Source organism: Corynebacterium sp. HMSC30G07 (assembly GCF_001806945.1).
Classification (GTDB): Bacteria; Actinomycetota; Actinomycetes; order Mycobacteriales; family Mycobacteriaceae; genus Corynebacterium; species Corynebacterium riegelii.
This window is the reverse complement of record NZ_KV786460.1, coordinates 16,194-38,141: the sequence shown is the minus strand read 5'-3', so window position 1 is coordinate 38,141 and position 21,948 is coordinate 16,194. Positions and strand designations below refer to the sequence as shown.

The following is a 21,948-nucleotide window of genomic DNA, read 5'->3' as shown; positions in this document are numbered from 1 at the left end:
AAATAAGAAATAGGCCCTGCCAGAAAGCAGGACCTATTTACGTTCGCGGGTACGAATGCTTAGAAGTGGATGCCGTACTTCGCAGCTGCAACACGAACGGCGTCCGGGATAGCGATGCCCGGGCGCTGCTGAGTCACGGTGAAAACTTCAAGAACGGACCAAATCAGAGCGATGGAAGAAAGAGTACCCAAGACTGCGGAGAGTGCGGTGGCTACCATATTTTGAATCCTTTACGACCGGAGATGTTTATGACGGTCACAGCTTTGCTTTCAGTTAAGCCAAGCGTCCTGATTTTCGGGAATTATATTTATCAGGGCCCCCGTTTACAACGTCTACCCCGGGAAAGTTTGTAGCTACCTACACGCAGCTACCAGGCGTTTTTTGCAAAGGTAGCCGAGTGTAGGTAGCTACAAACGCGTTCTAAACGGGCTAAGCTCGGCGGAAACGAAAACACCCCGCGCGATTTCTCGCACGGGGTGTCTGTCTGTGCCCGGGGGGGGACTTGAACCCCCACGTTCTTGCGAACACTGGCACCTGAAGCCAGCGCGTCTGCCAATTCCGCCACCCGGGCTTGGGACTTGATAACCATAGCACCTCACGCGGGCACAACAACAAATCGCCAGTTAAACACTCATTTTTCTGGCAACTATTCAAAGTTTAATGCTGTCGCCCCATCGTGGTTTCTAGGTTCGTGTGGCATCGGCACCTATACTTACTGCGTCATAAGACACCCGTGCGCACGCGCGCACAGGCAAGCGCACGAGCAAACGCACGAGCAGCACCAGTAAAGGAGGTGAACGGGAATGTCATTTATGGACAGGTTGGCCAAGCTGGATAGTTCTATTCAGCGCGGTTTGGATAACTCCATGGCTGCGGTGTTTGGCGGCAAGGTTGTCTCCGCTGAGTTGGAGGAGCTGATCCGCCAGGAGGCGCAGGATTCGTTGGTTGTTACGGACCAGGATGAGGTTGTGGCACCGAACGTGTACGCGGTTGGTGTGTCCTCGAAGGATCTGGAGAACCTGTCTAAGCAGCGTGATTTGCCCGTTGACCTTGCTGAGCAGTTGATGCGTTTCGTGCGTAATCAGGGCTGGTTCTTGGATGGGCCGGCTGTTGTGCGTATTGCCGAGGAGTCTGGTTTGCGTACGGGCCAGCTGCGGGTGTCGTCTTACATTGATTCTGTGCCCGATGTGGGGAGTGGGTTTGACGCTATCGATGCGGAGCCTTCTCCGGCGGCGGTGGCTGCGTTTGCGCGGCGTCGTGAAGCATCGGCACATGAACAGGAGGATGCTGTGTCCGAACCAAATGCTATGAAGCCTGTTTCCGGTGGTGGGCAGCCGATGGTGAGCTTGCTGCTTCAAGACGGCTCGTCGAGGACCTACCTTGTCCACGAAGGGTCCAACATTTTGGGCCGTTCCAACGATGCTGATTTCAGGCTGCCGGATACTGGCGTGTCGCGTCAGCACGCGGAGATCACGTGGGATGGGGAGATCGCGGTGTTGGTGGATTTGGAGTCCACGAATGGCACCACGGTCAATGATGAGCAGGTTGATAACTGGATGTTGGCGGATGGTGACGTGATCACGGTGGGCCATTCCAATATTGAGGTGCGCATTGTGAACCCGCAGGGCGGTAACGGCGCTGGCCAGGGTGCCGCAAACGCTCAGCCGCCGCATTTCCCGGAGGCTGTGGAGCCGCCGGCTGAGCCGGTTCCCTACCCGGGCACTGAGTTTTTCCAACCGCCAGCCCAGCCCAATCAGCCGGGCCAGACGAATAACCAATAACCCCCTGCCGGAAGGAAGCCGATGGATGCCACTGTGATTCTGAGCGCCCGTTTTGGGCTGCTCGCCCTGTTGTGGCTGTTCATCCTGCTGGTGGTGTTTATCCAGCGTAAGGATGTTGTACGCGCGGCGGGGATGGTGCCTAGGCAGGCGGCGCGGCAAGCGCCGGTCAAGCGTGAGAAGCCGCGGCACCTGACTGTGGTTGAGGGTCCGTTGCAGGGCTCCCATATGGATGTGTCCTCGTTGGAGGAGCTGACCATTGGCCGTGGCCCGGATAATGATTTCCAGCTGGGGGATGATTTTTCCTCGGCACGGCACGCGCGGTTGTTCCGTCGCGGCAGTGAGTGGTTTGTTGAGGATCTGGATTCGCGCAACGGCACGTTTGTGCAGGGTATGCGCATTGATCAACCGGAACGGGTGTCTGTGGGCACTGATATCAAAATGGGACGCACGATTGTGAGGCTGGTGCCGTAATGAGTTCCGCAAAGAGATCTTCGAAGAATTTGCGCCTTGATTTCGTCGCGTCGTCTGACCGCGGTCTTGTGCGTGGCAACAATGAGGATTCGGCGTATGCTGGCCCGAATTTGTTGGCGCTTGCAGATGGCATGGGTGGTCATGCCGCTGGCGAGGTTGCTTCGCAGATGATGATTGAGCATCTGGAGCACCTGGATAAGGATCCGGCGGATGCGGACATGCTTGCGCTGTTGGGTGCTGCGGCGGATGATGCCAATGCGGCGATTGCTGCTTCGGTGCGTGAGCACTCGGAGCAGGAGGGCATGGGCACGACGCTGACGGCGGTCATGTTTAACGGTGAGCAGCTTGGCCTGATCCATGTGGGTGATTCCAGGGGCTATCTGCTTCGCGACGGCACGTTGAAGCAACTCACCGTCGACGACACGTTCGTGCAGTCTTTGGTTGACGAGGGCAAGCTGGCGCCGGAGGATGTGTCCTCGCACCCGCAGAAGTCCTTGATTTTGAAGGCGTACACGGGCCGGGATGTCACACCGCATTTGGAGATGGTGGACGTTAAAGAGGGCGACCGCCTGCTGCTGTGCTCGGACGGCTTGTCGGACCCAGTCACGGCAGAGACCATCGGTGTGGCGCTTGGCCAGGGCACGGTGCAAAACGCGGCGGATCGTTTGATTGAGCTGGCGCTTCGTTCCGGTGGCCCGGATAACGTCACTGTGGTGGTGGCGGAGGTTGTGGGTGGCGGCGCAGGGGCGTCGATAAGCAATGAAGCCCCTGTGAAGGCCGGTGCTTTGGCACCCAGCTTTGAGTCCACCCACCCGGATTCTTCGGCGGGGCGGGCGGCGGCGCTGTTGCGCAAGTCGGAGACGATTGAGCCGGACCACAACCGTGCGAAGCTGCAGCCTGCGGACGCCGCGGGCGATGATGCGGAGGGTCCCCAACGAAGCACATGGCCGTGGGTGATCGGTGCGCTGCTGCTGGCGCTGATTCTGGCGTTTTCGGCGACGATGTGGATGCGCAATAAGACGCCGGAGACCTACAACCTGACCACCGATGAGCAGGGCGTTTTTGTGATTGAGACCGGTCGTGGTGAGCCGGTGCAACAGGTGTGCCTGGATTCGAAGAACACGATGCGCACCCAGCCGTATGAGGAGGGTGCGAAGAGCACGTCGGACTGCCACCTGTTTTCTCAAAGCGACCTGCCGGAAAGCCAGCAGGATGCGGCGGAGCGTCTGCCCTCGGGCACCTATGACGAGGTGCTGGGGATGTTGGGCAGGCTTGCAGACGAAGCGTTGCCGGTGTGCGTAGACGGCGACAAGACTGACAAGACTGAGACTGACAAGCCGGACGCTGAGCAACCGAAGTGCCGGGAGGTGAAGTAGTGCGCGGCGTATTTGGGCGGACCAAGGAGCTGGTGCTGCTGCTGTGCTCCGCAGGGCTGTTGCTGTTGATGCTGTTTAGCCTTGAGCTGAGCCAGGGCCGCACCCTGACCGGGGAACTGTTGTACCTGGTAGGCGGCTTCATTTTGGTCTACGGCATCGCGCACGCGGCGATTGGTTGGCTCGCGCCGTACGCGGATCAGCTGCTGCTGCCGGTGGTCAGTCTGCTCAACGCGATTGGCCTGGTCATGCTGTATCGCCTCGGCTTTGCGGATAGCTCAAGTGGGTTGGCGTCACGGCAGATGATCTGGTCCCTCGTTGGCGTGGTGCTGATGGTGCTCACGCTGGCGATTGTGCGTGACCACAAAGCGCTGTCGCGCTACTCCTACCTGCTGGGCATCCTTGGCTTGATCCTGCTGGCGTTGCCGCTGGTGTGGCCGCAGCCGCCGAATGTGAATGCGCGGATTTGGATCTGGATTGGTCCGTTTTCGCTGCAGCCTGGTGAGTTTTCCAAGATCCTGCTGCTGATCTTCTTCGCGCAGCTGCTCACCCAAAAGCGTGCGCTGTTTACGGTGGCCGGCAAGCGTTTCCTGGGCTTGACCTTCCCGCGCCTGCGTGACTTGGCGCCGATCCTGGTGGTGTGGGCGATTGCCATTTTGATCATGGGGATCTCCGACGACTTTGGCCCGGCCCTGTTGCTGTTTGCCACCGTGTTGGCCATGGTGTACTTCGCCACTGGGCGCACCTCCTGGCTGCTGATTGGCGTTGGCCTGGTGGCTGTTGGCGGCTACGCCGTCTACCAAGTCAGCACCAAGATCCAGCAGCGTGTGGCCAACTTCCTTGACCCGCTGGCAAACTTCGAAACCATTGGCTACCAGCCCTCCCAGGCCCTGTTCGGCTTGAGCTGGGGCGGCTTAACCGGCACCGGCCTTGGTTACGGGCACCCGGGCATGATCCCGGTTGCGGAGTCTGACTACATCCTGGCCGCGCTTGGTGAGGAGCTGGGTCTGGTTGGCCTGGGTGCGGTGCTGTGCCTGTTCGCGGTGTTTATTTCCCGCGGCTACCGCTCCGCGCTACAGGTGCGTGACACCTACGGCAAACTGTTGGCCGCAGGCCTTGCCACCACGATTGCCATCCAGATCTTCGTGGTTGCTGGTGGCATTTCCGCCATGCTGCCCATGACTGGTCTGACCACGCCGTTCATGTCCGCCGGTGGTTCCTCCGTGATGGCCAACTACATCCTGCTCGGACTGCTGCTTCGCGTGTCCAACGCCGCGAACCGCCCGACGGAGTTTGACCAGGACGCGCTGCGGAAAACGCCGCGCAGTGTGCGCAGGCACGCAGCACAGGCTGTAGGGACGGGGGCGTAAATGAACAAGTCCATTCGCCTCGGCGCATCGTTTGCGCTGCTGCTCATTGTGGCCTTGCTGGTCAACCTCACCGTTGTACAGGGCTTTCGTGAAGACGTGTATGCGCAAGACCCCCGCAACGCCCGCACCACTGTGGAGCTGCGCCAGATTAACCGCGGTCAGATCAACGCGGGCGGGTTGGTGCTGGCGGAGTCGTTCCGTACTGAGGACGGGTTCTACCAGCGCTCCTACCCCAACATGCCGCTGTCGTTCGGCCCGGTGGTGGGTTACGTCTCTGACCAGTACGGCACAGCCCAGTTGGAGGCTGGCTTCAACGGGCAGTTGACTGGGGACACCGCCGGGGCGTCCTCCCGCTTCCTGCGCACCGGGTTGGAAGAGGACCAGGTGGGCAACAACGTGGAGCTGACCATTGACCCACAGTTGCAGGCGCAGGCCTATGAGCTGCTGGCAAACCCTGGGTACGAGGGCGCCATCGCCGCAATCCGCCCAAGCACTGGTGAGATCCTGGCGCTGGCCTCTACCCCGTCCTATGACCCGAACCTGATCGCTGACCCAGCGACGGCAGAAGGCACCTGGGCGGATGTGAACAACAACCCCGGCAAGCCGCTGTTGAATCACGCGACGCAGGACCAGCTGCCGCCGGGTTCCATCTTCAAGATCATCACCACGGCAGCGGGCCTGCGCAACGGCTACACGCCGGACTCGCTGCTGACTGGTGAGGCGCAGACCATCCTGCCGGGCACCGACATCCCGTTGAGCAACTACGGCGGCCAGGTGTGCGGCAGCGGCGGCCAAGTCACACTGTCCACCGCGTTTGCCCTGTCGTGCAACACGGCGTTTGTGCAGATGGGTCTTGAGGTTGGGGCGGACGCCATGCGTGAGGCCGCCGCCGCCTTCGGCGTGGGTGAGCGCTATGACCTTGGTATGCCCAACGCGGCCGGCAGCCTGGGCGACCTGCCCAGCGGTCCGGAGGTGGCGCAATCCGCCATCGGTCAGCGCGACGTCACCATGACCGCCCTGCAGGCCGCAGTGATGGCCGGCATTGTGGCCAATGATGGCGTGCGTATGAAGCCGTATGTGGTCTCCCGGGTGACACGCCCCAACCTGACGGAGGCGTACAAAGCGGAGCCGGAGATGCTCAATGAGGCACTGACGCCGGAGGAAGCGGCAACGCTTGCCGGGCTGATGTACGGCTCTGAGCGCTGGACCTGGGGTTATGACGGCAACAGTTTCGCCTCCAAGACCGGCACCGCGGAGCACGCCGAGGGCGCTGACCCGCACGTTTGGTATGTGGCGTTTGATGACGCGAAGGATGTGGCGGTGGCTGTCGTTGTAAAGAATGGCGGCAATTTGGGTGCTGGAGCAACCGGCGGGCAGGTGTCCTCGCCGCTGGGGCGTGCGATCCTGCGAGCGGCACCCGCGGCACCCGCTCCGGCACCGGCAGAGGAAAACACCCAGCAAGAGCAGGGAAATAGGTAGGTGAGTTGGTAAGCATGAACACGGAAAACCGCGAAGATTTACAACAACTTATCGGCGATGACTACCAGCTGCAATGGGTCATCGGCCACGGCGGCATGTCCACCGTGTGGTTGGCAGACGATGTGGTCAATGAGCGCGAGGTGGCGCTGAAAGTCCTGCGCCCGGAGTTCTCCAGCAACCAGGAGTTCCTCGCCCGCTTCCGCAACGAAGCACTGGCTGCAGAAGGCATCAACTCCCCCAACGTGGTGGCCACCTATGACTACCGCGAGGTCACCTCGCCAGCCGGTTTCAGCATGTGCTTCATTGCCATGGAGTACATCCGCGGCGAGTCCCTGGCGGACCTGATCGCCCGCGAGGGCCAGCTGGAGGAATCCGTTGCGCTGGACGTGCTGGAGCAGGCCGCCCATGGCCTAGCCATGATCCACCGCATGGGCATGGTGCATCGCGACATTAAGCCGGGCAACCTCATGATCACCCAGAACGGGCAGATCAAGATCACGGACTTTGGCATTGCCAAGGCCGCGGCAGCAGTGCCGCTGACGCGCACCGGCATGGTGGTGGGCACCGCCCAGTACGTCTCCCCTGAGCAGGCGCAAGGGCTGTCGGTCACCCCGGCGTCTGACGTGTACTCCCTGTCCGTGGTGGGCTACGAGATGCTCTCCGGTACACGTCCGTTTACCGGGGACTCCTCCGTGTCGGTGGCGCTTGCGCACGTGAGCAACGAGCCGCCGGCTTTGCCTATTTCGGTGTCTGCTCCGGCGCGTGAGCTCATTGAGATTGGCCTGCGCAAGAACCCGGAGCAGCGTTTCCGCGACGGCAACGAGATGCAGCTGGCCGTCAGCCAGGTGCGAAACGGTATGCGCCCGGCCCAGCCGGGTGGGCGTACGCAGGTGATTGCGGCGGAGCCGTCGGCTACCGCGTCTACCCAGATGTTGGCCAACGTTGCTGACGCGCGCACCACCCGCCCGGCTGGGAAGTACCCGCCGTCCGCGGCGATGGCGGTGCAGGAAAAAGCCCGGCGCGCTGCCGCTGAGCAGGCGGCACGTGAGCAGGCTGCGGCCCAGGCGCAGCGTGCTGCGCTTTCCGCACAGTCGGCGCCGCCGGCACCGGCGCGTGCTGGCGGCGGCGGCAAGAGCGGTGCTGCGGGACCGATCATTGCGGCGTTGTTGCTGCTTGCGCTGATCGGCGGCGGTGTTGCTTGGGCGTGGTCGGCGGGCATGATTGGCAGCTCCTCTCCGAAGACGAGCACACCGATGACGCCTACAACCGCCGCCACGGCTGCCACGGAAACGGTGACGGAGACCCAGACGCAGGTGCAGCAGCCGGAGCCGGAGCAGCGCGAGGTGCCTACGCAGGACGCCCCGGGCACGATCACGTTTGAGCCGGAGACCAGCCAGCCGAGCACGACTACCCGCCAGCAGCCGACGCGGGAGCAGCCTTCGCAGCCGCGTCCTTCCCACCCGGAGCAGCCCACGCAGCCGCATCCGTCCCAGCCTGCTCAGCCTTCTCAGCCTTCGCAGCCGCAGCAGCCGGATCAGCCGCCCGCGACGTCTGCGCAGGAGGCGCCGACAACGCCGCAGGACAACGGTGAGTTAGAATCACAAGCTGACCCATCTGTCACAGGAGGTGACAACTAACACATGATGATCGCTGACCGCTATGAGCTCGGGGACATCATCGGCACGGGCGGCATGTCTGACGTCTACGCGGCTACGGATACGGTCCTTGGCCGCCAGGTCGCCGTGAAGATGTTGAAGTCTGACATGGCGCGTGATGAGAATTTCCGTGAGCGTTTCCGCCAGGAGGCGAAGAATTCTGCGCGCCTGAATCACCCGAACATTGTGGCGGTGTATGACACGGGCTCCCAGGACATCGATGGCTTGGAAGTGCCGTTCATTGTGATGGAGCGCGTTGTTGGTAGGAACTTGAGGGACATCGTGCGTGACGACGGTCCGCTTAGCCCCCACGACGCCGCCACCTTCATGCAGCCCGTAACCAAGGCGCTGCAGTCTTCGCATGATGCCGGGATTATTCACCGTGACATCAAGCCGGCGAACATCATGGTTACCAACACCGGCACGGTGAAGGTGATGGATTTTGGTATTGCGCGGGCGTTGGATGACGCGACGTCTGCAATGACCCAGACCTCCGCCGTGATTGGTACGGCGCAGTACCTTTCCCCTGAACAGGCGCGCGGCAAGGCCGCGGATGCCCGCAGTGACATCTACGCCCTGGGCTGCGTGATGTATGAGGCCGTCACCGGCCAGCCGCCGTTTGAGGGCGAGTCCCCGTTTGCGGTGGCCTACCAGCACGTCCAGGAAGACCCGGTGCCGCCGAGCGAGCGTATTGCGGACACGTTGAGCCCGAATGAGGCCGTGAACATTGATTCGGTGATTCTCACGGCGATGGCGAAGCACCCGGCGGACCGCTACCAGTCTGCCGACGAAATGTGTGCGGACCTGGAGCGTTTGGAGCGCGGCTCTGTAACGGAAGCCGCGCGCAACCACTTGGCTGCCGCGGAGTCGGACCTTGATGCGTCCAACGCCACCAACGCCACAGACCAGACGGTGGTTGGCGGCACTGCTGTTGCTACGGATCGTGCGCCGGTACGCAGGGAACCTGCCCGTCGTGCGGATGCGGCGCGTGCCCGTGAGGAGCACTCCCGTTATGAGGATCACCGCCGCGCCAACGAGAAGACCGGTACGTCCGCATGGATGAAGATTGTCGCCGCGTTTCTTGGCGTCGCGCTGCTGAGCACCGCTGGCTGGTTTGCGTACTCATACTTCTCTGACCAGCGCCAGGTGCAGGAGCAGATGATCATGGTGCCGGACGTGGTGGGCAAGCCGCGTACGGAAGTGATCGGGCAGCTGGAGGCGCTTGGCCTTCGCACCGTGACCTCTGAGGAGCCGAACCCGGACATCGCCCGCGGAGACGTCATTGGCACCAGTCCGGCGATTGGCTCGCAGCTGCCGCCGGGATCCCTGGTCACCGTGATCGTCTCTTCCGGCCGCGAGCTCACAGACGTGCCGGACCTGAGCAACCTCACCGCCCAGGACGCGCTTGAGGCGTTGGAGCAGGCGGGCCTGGAGCTCAACGAGGACATTCGGAAGGAAACCTCCGACACTGTCCCGGAGGGCCTGGTTACGTCGCAGCACCCGGCGGCTGGTTCGCAGCTGTCGAAGGGCTCGAAGGTGATAATCACGGTCTCTGAAGGCCGGGAGAAGGTGGAGGTGCCGTCCCTGGTTGGCCTGAACGTGAACCAGGCAACGGCAACGCTTGCGCAGCTTGATCTGCGCGCCACGGTCACCCGCGTGGACTCGGATCGCCCGGACGGTGAGGTACTTGCCGTGGCCGGTGCGAACACCGAGGTAGAGACCGGCACCACGGTGGAGCTGCGCGTGTCCAACAACATGTTGATGACCATGCCGCAGATCACGCGCATGTACCCCACGGAGGCGGACCAGGCGCTGCGTGACCTCGGCTGGACTGGGCGCCTTGTCCCTGGTCCCGCGGTGCCGACTGGTGCGGCGATTGACAGCGGCCTGATCGGCCACCAGGAGGTCGCCGCCGGTGAGGTTATCCGTAAAGACCAGGCCATTGGCTACAACCTCTGGCAATTTGAGGCCTCTGCCCTCATCCCGTAAATACCCGGCCCACTGCGGCCGGTGATAGGCTAGCGCTCTAGCGTTGAAAGGACTGCACACATGCCCAAGGCAAAAGTGACAAAGGACGCCGTTCGCCCGGTATCTACCACCTCGGCCGGCACGTCGCGCACCCCGGTGAAGATCAACACCGGCGGCACCCCGACCTGGTACAAGGTCATCATGTTCGCCCTCATGTTGCTCGGTTTGGCCTGGATTGTCGCCTTCTACATCTTCGGTGATCAGGTCCAGTTCCTGGCTGAGCTCGGCCCGTGGAACTACGCCATCGGCTTCGCCGGCATGATCGTTGGTCTGCTGATGACCATGGGTTGGCGCTAACTATCCACACCTATCCACAGGCTGTGGATAACCCTGTGGACAACCCTGTGGATTTAGTACACAGGGGTGGCCGTTGGCAGCGTCGGCAGCCACACTGCCAGCACCGATAGCCCCAAACACACCCAAGCTGTCACCCATCGGGCTTTCTTGCTTGGATGCGTCAACGGCCACGCCACCAACGCCCCCACCAACAACCCACCCACGTGCCCCCACACACTGACGTTGGTGGCCACAAACGTATAGCCCACGTTCACGGCCAGAAGGGTGAGGGGGGCGATGAGGTCGGCGTGGCGTCGATAAGCAAGAGCTACTAGCACCGCCATCAGCGCAAACAGGGCCCCCGAGGCACCCGCCGTGGGCACCCCAAAAGCACCCACGAGCACCATGCTTGACGACGCCAACGTAAACCCCCCATACGCCACCACAAACGGACCCGTCCCAATCGCGCGCTCAACCTCCGCACCAACGAGCACCAGCATGAGCATGTTGAGGAACAAGTGCGTGGCATCCAGGTGCAAAAAGCCCGACGTCAACGCGCGGCTGTAGCCAAGGCCAGTGACCTCGGGGCCGTAGAGAATCATGTGCTCCGCAAGGGATGACCCCCACACCACCTGCGTCAACGAACGCGTCTGGAGTGCAGACACGCAAAAAACCGCGACGCACACGGCGGCAATGATGGTGGTCGCCGGTGCGCCGCGGAGAACGTTACGGAATACGTTAATGGTTACGTCCGCTTAGTTCACTTAGTTAACGTCCACGGACTCAATCACCACGTCCTCAACCGGGCGGTCCATGCGGCCGGTCTTAACGTTAGCAATCTTGTCCACAACCTGCTTCGATGCCTCATCGGTAACCTCACCGAAGATGGTGTGGCGGTTGTTCAGCCACGGGGTGGCGTCCACGGTGATGAAGAACTGGGAACCGTTGGTGCCCGGGCCAGCGTTAGCCATGGCCAGCAGGTACGGGCGGTCGAACTGCAGCTCCGGGTGGAACTCATCAGCAAACTGGAAGCCTGGGCCGCCGGTGCCGGTGCCAGTCGGGTCGCCGCCCTGGATCATGAAGCCCGGGATGATGCGGTGGAAGATCGCACCGTTGTAGAACGGGCCCTCGTTGGTGCCGGAGGCGTTCTTGGTGGTGTAGTCTTGCTCGCCCGTTGCCAGGCCGGTGATGGTTGCCACGGTCTTCGGTGCGTGGTTGCCAAACAGGTCAATCACAATGTCGCCGTGGTTGGTGTGCAACGTCATCGTCTGCGTTTTCATAGTCATGGTGACTAGGGTACGCGGTATTCAGAAACCCTGAAAAATTTTGCGATATTTTTCAGCGACCTGGGGTTTTAAAATCACATCCGTAACAAATCGATTTGTTTTCAGGGTTCGCCTTGCCGCCGCCCGAGGATTACGGTTAGCGCATGACCGAAAAAGCCCCCTCCGGAGTTATCGACTCCTTCCGCTACGCGTTTTCCTCCCCGGCGCGCCTGCGCACCGAAGTGTTTGCCGGCATGACCGTGGCGCTTGCGTTGATTCCGGAGTCCATCGCCTTTTCCATCCTGGCGGGTGTGGACCCGGCGGTGGGGCTGTTCGCCACCGTCATCATGGCAATCACGATTTCGTTCACCGGCGGGCGCCCTGCGATGATCACCGCCGCCACCGGCGCCATCACCCTGGTAATCGCACCGGTGATGCGCGATCACGGCTTTAATTACTTCATTGCCACGGTGATCCTCGGCGGCATCTTCCAAATCCTGTTGGCCATCCTTGGCATCGCACGCCTTATGCGGTTTATCCCCCGCTCCGTGATGGTCGGCTTTGTCAACGCCCTGGGCATCCTCGTGTTTTCCGCGCAGTTGCCGCACCTGTTCAACGTACCGTGGTTGGTCTACCCGCTGGTGGCCATCGGCCTGGTCATTGTGGTCGGCCTGCCACGCCTGACCACGGTTGTCCCCGCCCCACTGGTAGCCATCGTCGTGCTCACCGCGATGGTGCTGGCGTTCGGCTGGTCCGTGCCCAACGTGGGTGACATGGGTCAGCTCCCAAGCTCGCTACCAGGGCTTTTGCTTCCCGACGTCCCGTTAACCCTCGAAACGTTTTCCATCATCGCACCGTATGCCTTGGGCATGGCAGTAGTCGGCATCATGGAATCCTTGATGACCGCCAAGCTTGTAGATGACATCACCGACACCCACTCCGACAAAACCCGCGAATCCTGGGGCCAGGGCGTAGCCAACATTGTCACCGGTTTCTTCGGTGGCATGGGCGGCTGCGGCATGATCGGCCAGACCATGATCAACGTGCGCGAATCCGGAGCGCGCACCCGCCTGTCCACGCTGATTTCCGGCGTGTTCCTTTTGGTGCTGATGCTCACGTTGAACAACCTGGTGGGCCAAATCCCCATGGCCGCTTTGGTTGCCGTGATGATCGTGGTCTCCCTTGGCACCATTGACTGGCACTCCCTCCACCCACGCACGCTGAAGTTCATGCCGCTGTCTGAAACGACCGCGATGTTGGTCACTGTCGTCGGCACGCTGGGCACCGGCAACCTGGCCGTCGGCGTGGTGCTGGGTGTGCTGACGGCGATGGTGACCTTCACCCGCCGCGTCGCCCACCTGGTGCGCCTAGAGATGGTCGAAGAGCTGGACACGACTGGCGACGGCCACCCCAACATCCGCACCTACAAAGTCCACGGCCAGCTCTTCTGGGCGTCCAGCAACGACCTTGTGTACCAGTTCGACTACAACGATGAGGCCGAACACATCATCATTGACCTCTCCGCGGCCGAAATTTGGGACGCCTCCACCGTAGCCACCCTCGACTCCATCACCCACAAGTTCCAGCAACGCGGCAAAACCGTGGAGATCATCGGCCTGGACGGCCCGAGCAAGTGGCGCCTCGACCACCTCTCCGGCCAACTCGGCGATAGTTAAGCCACCCGTGCGGGATTCCTCGCCAGAAAACCCCGCAACCTGGACAAATAGCACCAAGTCACGGGGTTAACAAGGCCGGAGTTTCCGGCCCATCACGGCTAGAGTGTTACTAGCTTCTCAGTGTTCTGGGCGTCAGCCTCCATCGCACTAATAAGCTCGTCGACCGAGTCAAACTTGGCCTGCGTTCTCAAGAAGTGTTCGAGGTTGATGACCAACTTTCGGCCATACAAGTCGCCTTGAAAATCATGAAGAAAGGCCTCTGCTAGCAACTCGCCATCTTTTCGGTAGAACGTCGGCCGTCGGCCGATTGAGATGGTGGCGAGGTGGCACGTGCCGTCGTCAAGCGTGGCAAGCCCTGACCAAACCCCTGAACGCTCTTCCCAGAGCTGTTCGTTCTCCGTCGGCAACGCAATATTGGCAGTGGGGAAACCTAGCAAACGACCTCGTTGGTCCCCTGGTTGAACAATTCCTTCGATCTGCATGGTCTACTCACCGAATGCTGGCACAACCTGATCGATGAAGAGCTTCAGGGAATCCCGCTTCCCTTCAAAAGACATGGCATTGTCGATCCAGTAGGCGTACTCGTCATACCCCATCGCTTCGTAGTCCTTAATGCGAGGAATAACCTCATCTGGAGTACCAATCATGGCCGACTTGTGAATGCTCTCAAGTTCAAACTCCGGTCGATCCTTGAACTTCTCAAGCGGCTGAGGGTCCAGGAAACCATTCACCGGTGCTTCCTTGCCAAACGCCCATGCGGAGAACGTGCGGTAGAACTTGCTGATCGATTCAGCAGCAGGACGCCAGCCTTCTGGATCATCCGCCGAGTGGACGTGCGTGTGGCGGAGAACCATGATTTCAGGCTTCTCAGTGATCTCTGGGTGCGCTGCACGGGCATTGTTGAACTTGTCCATCAAGTCCTGCACTTCTTCATCACCCTTCATGAGGGGCGTGACCTGCACGTTACAGCCATTCGCAACTGCCCAATCGTGAGTTTCGGGGCTTCGTGCTGCTACCCAAATTGGAATCTCCGGCTGCTTTGGCTTCGGAACCGAAGTGGAGACTGGGAATGCGTAATGTTGACCGTTGTGCTCGTAATCCCCTGCCCAGAGGTTACGAACTGCAGGGATTAGCTCACGCAAATACTCGCCACCCTCTGCCGCTGGCATACCGTCCTTCAGGCGATCAAACTCAAACTGGTAGGCGCCACGGGCAATGCCCAACTCCAGACGTCCACCAGAGATGACGTCTACCAAGGCAGCTTCACCGGCAGCCCTGATTGGGTGCCAGAACGGAGCGATGATAGTGCCAGCGCCCAATCGGATCGTAGAGGTCTTCGCAGCGAGGTTTGCTAGCTGAGACATCGGATTGGGGGAGATTGTGTATTCCATCGAGTGGTGCTCCCCGATCCATACCTTGTGGAAGCCGCCGGCTTCAGCAAGCTGCACAAGTTCGACCAGGTTCTCCCAAACCTCTTCGTGGGATTGAGACGTGTCAAAACGATCCATGTGGATGAACAGTGAAAAACGCATTTCATTTCCTTTCGGATAGGGGCACTTAGGTTGCCCGGATTTCTTCAATCGTTCTGTTGCCCCGAGCCCAGAGATTCGGTTCAACTTCATTGACAATTACGGTGATATCGTCCGGCTTCGCGTCTACCGTTCGCTCCACCGCCTTGTGCACTTCGGAGACCAGATCTCGGAGCTGATCTGTACTCCGGCCTTTCCCAATAGAAACTTGAACGAGTGGCATTTGGGTTTCTCCTTATCTGCAGCTCTTAAGAGCGCAAGATGAACGGATCCTGCATAGGAGACTCATCGGTATTGATCCACACGGACTTCAACCTCGTGTACTCGTTGATAGCCTCAACGCCATGCTCAATCCCCACACCACTGTTCTTGAATCCCTGGCGGGGTGAAGTTGGGGACATTGCGCGGTACATGTTGAGCCAAACGGTGCCTGCTTCAAGGCGGTCAGACATTCGGATGGCCCGCTGAAGGTTGGAAGTCCAAACGCCCGCAGCCAATCCGTACGAAGTGTCATTCGCCTTAGCTAACACCTCTTCCTCCGTTTTGAAGGGCATGATGGCTACAACTGGGCCAAAGATCTCCTCGCGACAGATCGTCATCTCGTTGGTTGCTTCAGTGAAGACCGTCGGCGAGAAGAAGTACCCGGGAAGTCCGACGTCAGGGCGCGAGCCGCCAAACTGCAGTTTCGCCCCCTCCGCGATGCCTTGCTGGACATACGATTCCACCTTTTCCAATTGGCCAGCGAAGGCCAGCGGTCCAAGCTCGGTGTCGTCCTTAAGTGGGTCGCCCATCTTGATCTTGCTTGCGCGGTTGATGATCTTTTCGACCAATTCGTCGTAAATCTCCTCCTGCGCAAAAACTCGCGACCCCGCAATACAGGTTTGCCCAGCAGCAGCGAAGATTCCGGCGACAATACCAATGCTGGCGTTATCGCAGTCTGCGTCCGAGAACACGATATTGGGGCTCTTGCCTCCCAACTCAAGGGTGGTCCCAATGAATCGCGAAGCTGCGGAAGCTGCGATTGATGAGCCTGTCTGCGTAGATCCCGTGAAGGAGATCTTTGCAAGTCGCTTGTCCTCTACGAGCGCCGCTCCAGCTTCAGCTCCGTAGCCAGTGACAACGTTCACGACACCGGGTGGGAAGCCGGCTTCATGTGCAAGCTCAGCGATTCGGACAATGGTTCGCGAGGTGTATTCACTCGGCTTAATAACAATTGTGTTTCCACTCGCCAGCGCTGGTGCCAGCTTTGAAATCGTCAGAGTGATGGGCGAGTTCCAAGGGGTGATCGCGCCAACCACACCCAGCGGCTCCCGAACCGTGTAGTTCAACACGAAAGGGCTAGATGAAGGGATCGTTGAGCCCATGATCTTGTCGGCCAAACCGCCGTAGTAGTAGAGGTACTCCGGCACGCTCTTGAGCTGCGCCCGCATCTCACGAAGCAGTTTTCCGTTATCCAGGCTCTCCTGTAGGGCGAGCTCTTCACTGTTCTCCGCGATGAGCTCCCCGAGCTTACGAAGAAGGTGTCCTCGCTTAGTAGCAGAAAGGTCCCTCCATCCACTGGATTCGAAAGCCTTCTTCGCTGAGGCAACTGCCTTTTCAACGTCTTCTTTACCGCCGCGGGCGAAACTGTAAAGAGTCTCCAGGGTCGCCGGGTTGGTGCTCTCGATATATTCCCCGGATGCCGGTTCAGCCGGAGCACCGTCTATGAAGTGATAGATTTTCTCGGTCATCAAACTCGCCTTTCTGCAGTGTCGAAGTGGTTGGTCAACAGCGTTTCCAGTTCTGCGACATGGGTAACTGGTGTCATATGTCTTGCCCCTGGAAGAACTGCAACCGTCGAGTCAGGAATCTTCTCCTGCATCCGATAGGCCATATCAACGGTTGAACCAGGGTCATCCTCACCCGTAACAATGAGTGTTGGGACCAGAACTTTGCGCAGGTCTTGCGCTACATCGAGGTCCCCGAAGGTGAAGACTTTGTATGCGTGTAAGTAGGACTCACGATCATTGGCGGCCAGAACCTCTCCGGTTTCACTCCTGAGTTCCTCGAAGGATGGCGTCTCTGGTGGGAACCAGCGGTCTAGAGCCGCATTCATGCTGGCATCAAGATCTTCTGCGGCCAGTGCATACCTGGCGCGAACCGCGTCACGCTCAGCTTCGGTTCTTTCGCATACCGAATTGACAATCGTGAGCGACAAGAGGCGATCAGGATGATCAATTGCAATTCTCGACGCCACCAGTCCACCAAGCGAAAAACCAACCAAATGGACTGGCTCTTGCGGCATTTGTGAAACAACATCGTCGGCAAACGCCTTGAGGTTTACCTCTTCTTTGATTGGAGCTCGTTGTCCATGCCCCAGAAGGTCCAACGCAGTGGTTTCATAGTCCAGGCGTTTCCGTAGACGATCCCAAACACTTGAGTCGAGTCCAACCCCATGTAATAGGAGAACGTTCGAGCACATGTCCGCGGCTCCTATCGCTTACTGCTCGGTGGAGATCGGAGCGAGTCGCTCTTGCGGACGCCCACTAGCAGACGCAGCAAGTGCAATTACGATCTCGTCAGCATGGGGCGCATCAGAAATCCTGCACTCAACCGTCTGGTGGTGCGAACGGATTGTTGCATCAGTGATGTGCTTGAGCGGAATGTCGAAAATAATTCCAGCCGGACCACGCTTCTCCACTGCCGGCAACAGGGTGGTTGCATTGACGTTATCCCTGTAGTGATTTCCAAACTTCAGAGTGTGAATCAGCGCCGAACCGTGTTCGATCTCACCATCCATGCCGACGATCGCTGCCTTGCCATAGGCCTCAACCGGCTGGCCAAGCGCCTCAACTACTCGCGGTGCCAACAGGGCACCCAAATCGCTTGCGTTGGCGTCGATCAACGGAGCAAGGTCCTCAACGAAACCTGCACCCGCCCAAGGGTTCTTAATCACTGCGGAAACAACTGCGACCTTATAGGGGCGCTTTACCGGGGAGCCTCCTTCAAGAAGAACATCCTCAACGGTGGTCACGATCTTACGAATTTCCATTTTTAGAATCCTTTCAAGATTTCGCTGGTAACCGATGGGTCCGTAGTCCGGTCACCAATTCGGGGAAATGGTCGAGAACCAGTCGAAGCTGCAACCACGACGCAGATTTCGTCTCGATTTGGAGCTGCACCCAAAGGCACCTCTACCGTCTGATAAAAATCACGCAGTCCGGCCTCAGTTTTGTGCCACATCGGCACACGGACTGCCGCTCCCGGCTCGATCCGGCCGTCTGTGAAGCACAGCACCGAGGTACCGCCCAGCATCTCGCGAACTAGGTTTCCGAAGAAGGGGGTATGAATTAATGCTGCAGCATGCTCCAATTCGCCTGCTTCGCCGACGAAAGCTGCCTTTCCAAAAGCAATGAGATTCTCGGCTCCACCAGCGCTCGCAAGGACCTTGTCACACAAGACCTTCGCCAATACCGGTGCAAGCTTTTGAACTTCTTCAGAAAGGTCCGCATCGGTTGAGCCACCAACCCACGGGTTCTTCACGACGGCGGTAGCTGCGATGTGCACAACCGGCTTCTCCAGCTGAGATTGCGCTTCACTCCAGGTTTCCTCGACATAAATCTTGGTTTCCCGGACACCCATTTGGGTAGCTAAATCCACAAAGTGGGAACTGTCATTACTCAAATCAATCCTCTTCTTTCAGCTCAGAGAGCGACGGCCCATGAGAAGTGATGAGTGCTGCTCTGCTGGATGCTGAAACGTGCTCCCTCATCGCAATCTCGGCGGCAATCGGGTCCTTATCAACGAACGCTTGGAGGACCCGTTCATGCTCTTGATTCGAAGCGATAAGACGCCCTCGGGTACTTACCGTCTTCAACACCAGCTTGTGGTAGACAAGCTGGTTCATTAGCAGCTCATACATGTCGTAGAGCTTGTTGTTATCTGCGCCTTCGACAATCGTCCAGTGGAACTCATGAACTAACTTCGCGTATGTTTCAGAGTCCCCATGGTCCACAGCGTTTGCTGACTTCGAAACGTTGGCCTCAAGAACTGAAAGCTCTCGCTCTGGCGCACGGGAAGCAAAAAGGCTGGCCGCTAGACCTTCCAAGGAAGATTTAAGTTGGAAAAGCTCAATAATCTCCCGCTTCGTTGGCTCATATACGAAAGTTCCAACTCTTGGCCGGATCTGAACAAGGCCCTCTGACTCGAGCTGTTTAAAGACTTCTCTAATCGGTGTACGGCTGACACCAAACTCAGACGCCAAAACTGCTTCCGGTATTTGATCCCCCGGTCCGTAGTCGCCGGACAGCACGTGAGCACGCACCTGATCCAGCAGCGGCAGTTGAAAGTCTCCGGTTGCGGTCACTAATCACTCCTTTCTTGTATACCAGGGAAACTACATTTCGCCTCCAATGCTGTCAAGCATTTGCATAAACAGAGTTTTTGTCGGGTTTTTTGGAAATCTATTGACTCTGTTGCATACAAGCGTTAGCATTGGCCCCGCATGTAACCCACGCCACATCACTTGCTTAGATGTGCGATGCCTGACAGGAGGAACAATGAGCGAACTATTGGATCGGACCAAACTCGCGGAAGTTTGGGAGCAGATTTGGGATAAGGGCAACGTCGATATTTTGGACGCAATCGTTTGTGAGGATTACGTCAGGCTTCGCCGTGGCGAGAGCGCAGGAAGCTCGTTGGATCAGGTCAAGGCAGAAATCCTTGATATTCGCCAAGCTTTTCCAGACCTGACAACCACAGTCGACGCAATTGTGAAAGAAGACAACACCTTCGCTGTTTTCTGGAAGTCTCAAGGAACCTTCACTGAGGCGCTCAATGGCGTACCACCCACTGGCGCCCAGGTGGAGACTTTCGGCTGCAACTTGCTAACAATCGAAGACAATAAGATCAAACGAGAAGAAGCAACGTGGGATGCCAGTGAACTTCTGTCGGACCTTGGATTGCAGTCTCTGAACTCGGCTTTCGAGCAGCATGAGGTAGAACCCGTCACTGCAAACTTCACCGGCAACCCGCCACAGGAAGCGTTTAAGGCTTTCAACCGACAGTTCGTAACAGGCGTGATGGTGGTAACCACCCTGGATGAAGACGGCAAGCCACGAGGACTTGCGGCGAACTCGTACAACAGCATCTCGCTAGACCCACCGTTGATCAGCGTTTGCGTCCAGAAGACTTCCTCGACGTACCCGGCTCTCTTCAAGTCGAATTACATGGGACTCAACATCATGAGCCGGGATCAACTAGATGTTTTGGGAGTCTTCGCAGCGAAGGGCGAAGACAAGTTCTCAAAGGTCGACTGGGAATCTGCGCCAAACGGGTCGCCACTGCTCCCCGGATCCTCCGCATCAATCGAGGTGGAGATTAAGGAGCGCTTCCAGGCCCTCACTCACACCGTCTTCATCGGACGGGTTGTGAATGCAACCGCCACAGAGAACGAACCGTTGATCTATCGCGCGGGTCGCTTCTATGACAGCCAAAACCTGACGGAACTTTCCTAGTGGGTCGGAAGTGAAGCTCCAATGAAACAAAGTTTGATTGAAAGCAACGGCCAAACATCTGGGCTCTTTATTGACGGTCAGTGGCGGGAAGCAGCTCACAAGGAAGTTTTCCAAGTTGAGAACCCTTCCAATGGAGAAGTCATCGCTGAAGTTTGTGATGCCACCAGCAACGATGCCCGCGCTGCTTTTGAGGCTGCATGTAAGGCACAGGACGCTTGGGCCGCTACTGCGCCCCGGTATCGATCGGAGATCCTACGAAACGCGTTCGAGATCCTGAAACGAGATTCAGAGCAGTTTGCTTCTCTCATAACTCTTGAGATGGGCAAACCAATCGCAGAATCACGTGGAGAGGTTGCTTATGCCAATGAGTTTCTTCGCTGGTTTAGCGAGGAAGCGGTTCGCATCGGAGGACGAACTGGGTCGGTACCGGAGGGCCATCTCGGGTTAATCACTCGGAGAAAGCCTGTTGGTCCCTCCCTACTCATCACCCCGTGGAACTTCCCCTTGGCGATGATTACAAGAAAAGTCGGTCCCGCTATCGCAGCTGGATGCACGATGGTGATTAAACCAGCAGCACTCACTCCACTCACTGCTCTCAAGCTAGGTGAAGTGTTCGTGGAAGCGGGTTTGCCGGCGGGCGTCCTAAATATTGTCCCCAGCTCACGAGCATCTGAGATTTCTGGTCCGATCCTTGCAGACAGTCGACTGCGCAAGATCTCCTTCACCGGCTCAACCAACGTCGGCAAGATACTGATGAAGGCTGCGGCAGATAACGTGGTCCGATCTTCCATGGAACTTGGAGGCAACGCGCCATTCCTTGTGTTCGAGGACGCAAATCTGGATCAAGCCATCGAAGGTGCCGTTGCCGCAAAGCTCCGTAACAATGGCGAGGCTTGTACTGCAGCAAATCGCTTTATCGTGCACTCCAGTGTCTATGAAGAGTTCTCTCGCCGGCTGGCAGAGCGATTCGATCAGTTGACAGTCGGCGATGGACTCTTGGAGAGCACTGATTGCGGCCCTCTGATCGATAGCCGTTCACTAGCAAATATCGAATCCCTGATTCAAGATGCGCTTCAACGGGGCGCAAAGCGCATTACCCGAGAAGAGCAGTTCGATGGCCCAGGCCACTTCATGCGGCCAACGCTACTCACAAACGTCGCCCCAGAGTCCCGAATTATCAATGAAGAAATCTTCGGGCCAGTCGCTCCGATTGTCAGCTTTGAAAATGATGCAGAGGCTTGGCAGATCGCGAATCAGACTGAATACGGGCTTGCTTCCTACGTCTACACAGAGAGCCTTGATCGACTTCTGACCGCTTCCGACCAAATTGAAGCGGGCATCATGGGCTGGAATTCCGGCGTCGTCTCTAACGCCGCTGCGCCCTTTGGCGGAGTGAAGCAATCAGGTACTGGACGCGAGGGTGGAATCGAAGGAATCGAAGATTACACGACCCTCCAGTACATCGGAACCCGCCTACCAACGAGTTAGCTACGTTCGCCGCCAAAACTTGGCTCTTCAAGAAAGGAAACCAAGTGACGACACAAAACGAC

At 58.7% G+C, this 21,948-nt stretch carries 22 protein-coding genes and 1 tRNA gene; 11 read left to right on the top strand and 12 right to left on the bottom strand.

Going from position 1 to position 21,948, the window contains the following annotated elements; translation table 11 throughout:
- Window positions 1–59 precede the first annotated feature (59 nt).
- Together HMPREF3104_RS12460 and HMPREF3104_RS05065 are read right to left on the bottom strand one after the other, a co-directional pair.
- Window positions 60–218 carry a hypothetical protein gene (locus HMPREF3104_RS12460; RefSeq protein ID WP_157045345.1) on the bottom strand — a complete coding sequence of 53 codons (159 nt, stop codon included), beginning with the start codon at window positions 216–218 and terminating at the stop codon, window positions 60–62.
- Between the two features lie 269 nt (window positions 219–487).
- Window positions 488–571 (bottom strand) — tRNA-Leu (locus HMPREF3104_RS05065).
- 232 nt (window positions 572–803) lie between these two features.
- On the opposite strand from HMPREF3104_RS05065, the gene HMPREF3104_RS05060 reads away from it, so the two are divergent.
- Genes HMPREF3104_RS05060 through crgA form a run of 8 tightly spaced genes read left to right on the top strand, consistent with a single transcriptional unit; the run spans window position 804 to window position 10,454 of the window.
- Window positions 804–1,781 carry a DUF3662 and FHA domain-containing protein gene (locus HMPREF3104_RS05060; RefSeq protein ID WP_070494655.1) on the top strand — a complete coding sequence of 326 codons (978 nt, stop codon included), beginning with the start codon at window positions 804–806 and terminating at the stop codon, window positions 1,779–1,781.
- 21 nt (window positions 1,782–1,802) lie between these two features.
- Window positions 1,803–2,252: an FHA domain-containing protein FhaB/FipA gene (locus HMPREF3104_RS05055; RefSeq protein WP_052205652.1), complete on the top strand. Its 450-nt coding sequence runs from the start codon at window positions 1,803–1,805 to the stop codon at window positions 2,250–2,252.
- Entirely contained in the window at window positions 2,252–3,628 is a 1,377-nt protein-coding gene (locus tag HMPREF3104_RS05050; RefSeq protein ID WP_070494654.1) for a PP2C family protein-serine/threonine phosphatase, read from the top strand. Before HMPREF3104_RS05055 ends, HMPREF3104_RS05050 begins: the two co-directional genes overlap by 1 nt.
- Window positions 3,628–4,995 carry an FtsW/RodA/SpoVE family cell cycle protein gene (locus HMPREF3104_RS05045; RefSeq protein ID WP_246816364.1) on the top strand — a complete coding sequence of 456 codons (1,368 nt, stop codon included), beginning with the start codon at window positions 3,628–3,630 and terminating at the stop codon, window positions 4,993–4,995. Before HMPREF3104_RS05050 ends, HMPREF3104_RS05045 begins: the two co-directional genes overlap by 1 nt.
- Window positions 4,996–6,474: a penicillin-binding transpeptidase domain-containing protein gene (locus tag HMPREF3104_RS05040; protein ID WP_070494653.1), complete on the top strand. Its 1,479-nt coding sequence runs from the start codon at window positions 4,996–4,998 to the stop codon at window positions 6,472–6,474. It abuts the gene before it with no gap.
- A gap of 14 nt (window positions 6,475–6,488) precedes the next feature.
- The gene (locus tag HMPREF3104_RS05035) at window positions 6,489–8,111 is read left to right on the top strand and encodes a serine/threonine-protein kinase (protein WP_070494652.1); all 1,623 of its coding nucleotides are present in this window, start codon (window positions 6,489–6,491) and stop codon (window positions 8,109–8,111) included.
- A gap of 6 nt (window positions 8,112–8,117) precedes the next feature.
- Entirely contained in the window at window positions 8,118–10,118 is a 2,001-nt protein-coding gene (gene pknB, locus HMPREF3104_RS05030) for a Stk1 family PASTA domain-containing Ser/Thr kinase (protein WP_070494687.1), read from the top strand.
- 60 nt (window positions 10,119–10,178) lie between these two features.
- The gene (gene crgA / locus HMPREF3104_RS05025; RefSeq protein ID WP_052205656.1) at window positions 10,179–10,454 is read left to right on the top strand and encodes a cell division protein CrgA; all 276 of its coding nucleotides are present in this window, start codon (window positions 10,179–10,181) and stop codon (window positions 10,452–10,454) included.
- 53 nt (window positions 10,455–10,507) lie between these two features.
- On the opposite strand, the gene HMPREF3104_RS05020 is transcribed toward crgA, so the two are convergent.
- Window positions 10,508–11,098, bottom strand: coding sequence for a rhomboid family intramembrane serine protease (locus HMPREF3104_RS05020; RefSeq protein ID WP_246816363.1), 591 nt, complete (start codon window positions 11,096–11,098; stop codon window positions 10,508–10,510).
- 99 nt (window positions 11,099–11,197) lie between these two features.
- Window positions 11,198–11,719 (bottom strand): peptidylprolyl isomerase, encoded by a 522-nt coding sequence (locus tag HMPREF3104_RS05015; RefSeq protein WP_070494650.1) that lies wholly within the window; start codon window positions 11,717–11,719, stop codon window positions 11,198–11,200.
- Between the two features lie 143 nt (window positions 11,720–11,862).
- Here HMPREF3104_RS05015 and HMPREF3104_RS05010 point away from each other — a divergent pair, with 143 nt between their 5' ends.
- Window positions 11,863–13,374 carry a SulP family inorganic anion transporter gene (locus tag HMPREF3104_RS05010; RefSeq protein WP_070494649.1) on the top strand — a complete coding sequence of 504 codons (1,512 nt, stop codon included), beginning with the start codon at window positions 11,863–11,865 and terminating at the stop codon, window positions 13,372–13,374.
- A gap of 98 nt (window positions 13,375–13,472) precedes the next feature.
- On the opposite strand, the gene HMPREF3104_RS05005 is transcribed toward HMPREF3104_RS05010, so the two are convergent.
- Genes HMPREF3104_RS05005 through HMPREF3104_RS04970 form a run of 8 tightly spaced genes read right to left on the bottom strand, consistent with a single transcriptional unit; the run spans window position 13,473 to window position 19,248 of the window.
- Entirely contained in the window at window positions 13,473–13,856 is a 384-nt protein-coding gene (locus HMPREF3104_RS05005) for a riboflavin kinase (protein WP_070494648.1), read from the bottom strand.
- A gap of 3 nt (window positions 13,857–13,859) precedes the next feature.
- On the bottom strand, window positions 13,860–14,906 hold the full coding sequence (locus HMPREF3104_RS05000; RefSeq protein ID WP_070494647.1) for an LLM class flavin-dependent oxidoreductase: 1,047 nt from the start codon (window positions 14,904–14,906) through the stop codon (window positions 13,860–13,862).
- A gap of 25 nt (window positions 14,907–14,931) precedes the next feature.
- Window positions 14,932–15,126 carry a tautomerase family protein gene (locus tag HMPREF3104_RS04995; protein WP_070494646.1) on the bottom strand — a complete coding sequence of 65 codons (195 nt, stop codon included), beginning with the start codon at window positions 15,124–15,126 and terminating at the stop codon, window positions 14,932–14,934.
- Between the two features lie 25 nt (window positions 15,127–15,151).
- The gene (locus tag HMPREF3104_RS04990; RefSeq protein WP_070494645.1) at window positions 15,152–16,633 is read right to left on the bottom strand and encodes an aldehyde dehydrogenase; all 1,482 of its coding nucleotides are present in this window, start codon (window positions 16,631–16,633) and stop codon (window positions 15,152–15,154) included.
- Complete coding sequence (locus tag HMPREF3104_RS04985) at window positions 16,633–17,364, bottom strand: alpha/beta fold hydrolase (RefSeq protein ID WP_070494644.1); 732 nt, start codon at window positions 17,362–17,364, stop codon at window positions 16,633–16,635. The genes HMPREF3104_RS04990 and HMPREF3104_RS04985 overlap by 1 nt, the downstream gene beginning before the upstream one ends.
- An 18-nt stretch (window positions 17,365–17,382) precedes the next feature.
- Window positions 17,383–17,934, bottom strand: a complete 552-nt coding sequence (locus HMPREF3104_RS04980; protein WP_070494643.1) for an amino acid synthesis family protein — start codon at window positions 17,932–17,934, stop codon at window positions 17,383–17,385.
- Window positions 17,935–17,936: 2 nt separating this feature from the next.
- Window positions 17,937–18,566, bottom strand: coding sequence for an amino acid synthesis family protein (locus HMPREF3104_RS04975; RefSeq protein ID WP_246816362.1), 630 nt, complete (start codon window positions 18,564–18,566; stop codon window positions 17,937–17,939).
- 1 nt (window position 18,567) lies between these two features.
- Window positions 18,568–19,248 carry a GntR family transcriptional regulator gene (locus tag HMPREF3104_RS04970; protein ID WP_210386486.1) on the bottom strand — a complete coding sequence of 227 codons (681 nt, stop codon included), beginning with the start codon at window positions 19,246–19,248 and terminating at the stop codon, window positions 18,568–18,570.
- Window positions 19,249–19,441: 193 nt separating this feature from the next.
- Here HMPREF3104_RS04970 and HMPREF3104_RS04965 point away from each other — a divergent pair, with 193 nt between their 5' ends.
- Together HMPREF3104_RS04965 and HMPREF3104_RS04960 are read left to right on the top strand one after the other, a co-directional pair.
- Complete coding sequence (locus tag HMPREF3104_RS04965; protein WP_070494642.1) at window positions 19,442–20,398, top strand: flavin reductase; 957 nt, start codon at window positions 19,442–19,444, stop codon at window positions 20,396–20,398.
- Between the two features lie 21 nt (window positions 20,399–20,419).
- Window positions 20,420–21,886 (top strand): NAD-dependent succinate-semialdehyde dehydrogenase, encoded by a 1,467-nt coding sequence (locus tag HMPREF3104_RS04960; RefSeq protein WP_070494641.1) that lies wholly within the window; start codon window positions 20,420–20,422, stop codon window positions 21,884–21,886.
- Window positions 21,887–21,948 lie beyond the last annotated feature (62 nt).